We start from the raw sequence: 3,268 nt of genomic DNA on the forward strand, positions 1-3,268 counted from the left end.
ATTGATAATATCAAAAATCTATTTACTGAAGACAATGCTAGTCAGATTTTAGAGCTTTTTTTACAAGTGCAGATAAGAGAATTAAGGCTATCTATTGATAGTAAAAAAGACAAACTTGACAAAGCTGTCAACCTACTAAAAACCGTAGAAAAACAAGACAGTAAAACATTAGGCTATCTTTCTGACATTGTGCTTATGGAAGAAAACAAAAGAAAATGGGGTAAACTACAAAAAAGCATAGTGCTACAAGTCATTATGATTATTATAGTCTATATTACGTTAATAATAGCAGCAGTTTCTCTAAATCAAAGATGGCTTATGTGGATAGCAGTAACAGTATTCTTAATAGCTATGAATGGTATGGTTTGGTATTTTAAACAACAGGTTGTTTATCTTTGTCCAAATTGTCATCAAACCTTTACACCGACATATCAAGCATTTAATCTAGCGAAACATACCCCTAAGACGCGAAAAGTATTCTGTCCACATTGTCACCAAAAGTCACATTCTATAGAGTTAGCCAGAGAAGAACGTTAAAGAACTCCCTTGAATTCAAGAGAGTTCTTTTTATTTAGAATAAGTTGGAATACTATAATATTAACTATATCAATTAGCAGAATACATATAATCGCGTGTCATAGGCATAGTGTCTTTTGAAACACCTTTTGAAAGCAAGTATTGAAAAATATCAATATTGCCAGATTCAAAAGAGGCCGCACAAGATTGAAGATAGAGGTCCCACATATTGATAAAACGATTATCATGAGTTTTCCGAACTTCAGGAAGGGCATTGTGGAAATTTTTTGTCCATAATTCGAGAGTCTTTTGATAGTGACGACGAAGCGGTTCTAAGTCAGCAATTTGAAGTCCAGCACTAGCTATATGATTTAAATTTTCAGTTAAACGAGGGATATATCCTCCTGGGAAGATATACTTATTAATCCAAGAATTAGTTCCACTACCATGATTACCACCCACTTGTCCAGTAATACCATGAATAAGAGCTAGACCATTAATGTTGAGTCTTTTAGAAATAGTTTGGAAGTATTGAGATAAATTTTCTTTTCCTACATGTTCAAACATACCAACACTAGTGATATAATCGTATGTTTCATGAATGTCACGATAATCTTTAATGAGGACTGTTACTTTATTTTCCAATCCTTCTTCCTTGATACGCTTAGTAATGAAGGAAGCCTGCTCTTCACTTAAGGTGATACCTGTCGCATTTAAGCCATATTCTTTAGCAGCAGTAATGATAAGTGTCCCCCAGCCACAACCGATATCTAGTAATTTCCCTCCCGGATGAGCATTTAATTTATTAAGAATATGGTGTACTTTGTTTAGTTGAGCTTGCTCTAGACTGTCATTTTCATGTTTAAAATAGGCGCATGAATAAGTCATGGTATCATCAAGCCAAAGTTTATAGAAATCATTTCCGATGTCATAATGCTTTTGAATGTCGGATTTACTGTGTTTTTTATCATGAAATTGTTTAGGAATCAATTTGCTAAATTTACTATTACGTAGAAAGCTGTCTCCACAGCGGTAAGCTGATAAAATTAATTCTTGTATAGAACCATAAATTTCAATGTCTCCATCCATAACAGCTTCACCCAATACTATGGAAGGGTCTTTTGATAGCTCCGAGACGGAGAAATTTTTGTTTAGTTTAAGTTTGACGTGGGGATTGTTACCATTATAAGTTTCAATATTCCCATTTGGATAAGTGACTTGTAAGGGTATATCAAATGTACTCTTAATCAACTGTTTTATGATTAGACTATCCATAACCATGGTTAGTCACCTTCTCTCTAATATTTTCAATGTTATTATACCTCTCTGCTGATTTTTTGCAAATATTTTTTTGAAAATAAAACTTGTTTTCGTGAAAAATGAAAGTGATTTGAAATAAAAAAACACATTTACAGGTGATTCAGTAAATGTGATTTATTTTTTAGAATGGCATTTTACCCGCAAATGCTCCCATAATTTTTTTTGTAGCATCGTCAACTTGGCTTAAAGCGTCATTGATAGCTTGAGTTGTCATGTCTTGTAGTGTTTCAATATCTTCAGGGTCTACCACAGCTTCTTTGTAATCAATTGAAATTAGCTTTTTATCGCCTGTAAATGTCACGGTAACGAGCTCTTGAGCAGATTTTCCAGTAAACTGGCTAGCTGCTAAATCAGCTTGCTTTTGTTCCATTTGTTTTTGAAGCTTTTGTGCTTGACGCATCATATTTTGCATATTCATCATAAGATTTTATTCTCCTTAGTAAAAGTGATTACTGTAACATTATAGCATAGGATGAGAGAAAAAAGTGATAAACTAAGGTAAGTAGAAGGATTAGATTTATTGAATTTTATTAACCTTAGTTGTTAAATGCTTGTTTTATTAAGTGTTTATACTAAAGATAATGGTATGGGATATCAAGAAGAATTATGTATGCATAAAAGGTTAAAATGGTTAGTGGCAGCTATGTGTTTATGATTCATCTTATAGGGACGTCAGCTGATTAGTAAGAAGTAGGGTCAAAAAAATGCTCTCAAGTATCAGTAAGTACGAAAGATAAAAGCACGTTAAAGAAGAACAACTAGCTTACCTCAAAGAACATGAACAAGAAATTGTTGATGTTCTAAATCACAGAATGATAAGACAGAATCTGTTCAATTCGATTCGTCAAGTGTAAAGGTTGAACAGATTGGTAATAGGACACCTCAAGGTGGAGGATATAATTTATCATTAACTGGAAAATTTAATAATAGGGACAATACGGAATTATCTGTTGATTTCTATATGGAACATGAAGAGAATGTGCCCACCATTAAGGGTATAGGAATGTTAAATCAATCTTGTATATATGAAGAAGGTGTTTGGCACATATTTGTAGGGATCATTATAATACACTAGGGCTAATTCCAAACTAGATACCAAATTTTTTGTTAGCGTATGATTTTATGGTTTCCTAAGAATGACTTAAGAATTATTTTATATTTAGTTTAACCTTACTTTATTTCTTGTTGTTATACTTAGTTCATAAAATAAATAACCCAAAAGAAAGAGGTAATTCTTATGAAAAAACTTATTACAGAAAAAAAGTCAACAACGTCTCAACTGCTAACTATTTGAAACTCGGTCTTGTCTCAGCAATGTTTGCTGGAGGAGCATTCGTAGCTCTTGGTTCTACACAAGGTGTTTCAGCTTCAACTTTCACAGCACCGCAAGCAACACCTCCAAAAGCAGAACGTCAGTTAACGGATGCAGAAC

The 3,268-nt window shown here is 33.1% G+C and carries 3 protein-coding genes; 1 reads left to right on the top strand and 2 read right to left on the bottom strand.

Annotation, left to right across the window (positions count from 1 at the left end; all coding sequences use genetic code 11):
• Nucleotides 1-537: hypothetical protein (locus HMPREF9171_RS1000000114070; RefSeq protein ID WP_000519349.1), on the top strand; the 537-nt coding region annotated here is incomplete at its 5' end.
• A 69-nt stretch (nt 538-606) separates the two neighbouring features.
• Here HMPREF9171_RS1000000114070 and HMPREF9171_RS110705 read toward each other — a convergent pair.
• Both HMPREF9171_RS110705 and HMPREF9171_RS110700 read right to left on the bottom strand, forming a co-directional pair.
• The gene (locus HMPREF9171_RS110705; RefSeq protein WP_000244922.1) at nt 607-1,797 is read right to left on the bottom strand and encodes an SAM-dependent methyltransferase; all 1,191 of its coding nucleotides are present in this window, start codon (nt 1,795-1,797) and stop codon (nt 607-609) included.
• Between the two features lie 160 nt (nt 1,798-1,957).
• Complete coding sequence (locus tag HMPREF9171_RS110700; protein ID WP_000981511.1) at nt 1,958-2,257, bottom strand: YbaB/EbfC family nucleoid-associated protein; 300 nt, start codon at nt 2,255-2,257, stop codon at nt 1,958-1,960.
• Nucleotides 2,258-3,268 lie beyond the last annotated feature (1,011 nt).

The organism is Streptococcus agalactiae ATCC 13813 (assembly GCF_000186445.1).
Lineage (GTDB): Bacteria > Bacillota > Bacilli > Lactobacillales > Streptococcaceae > Streptococcus > Streptococcus agalactiae.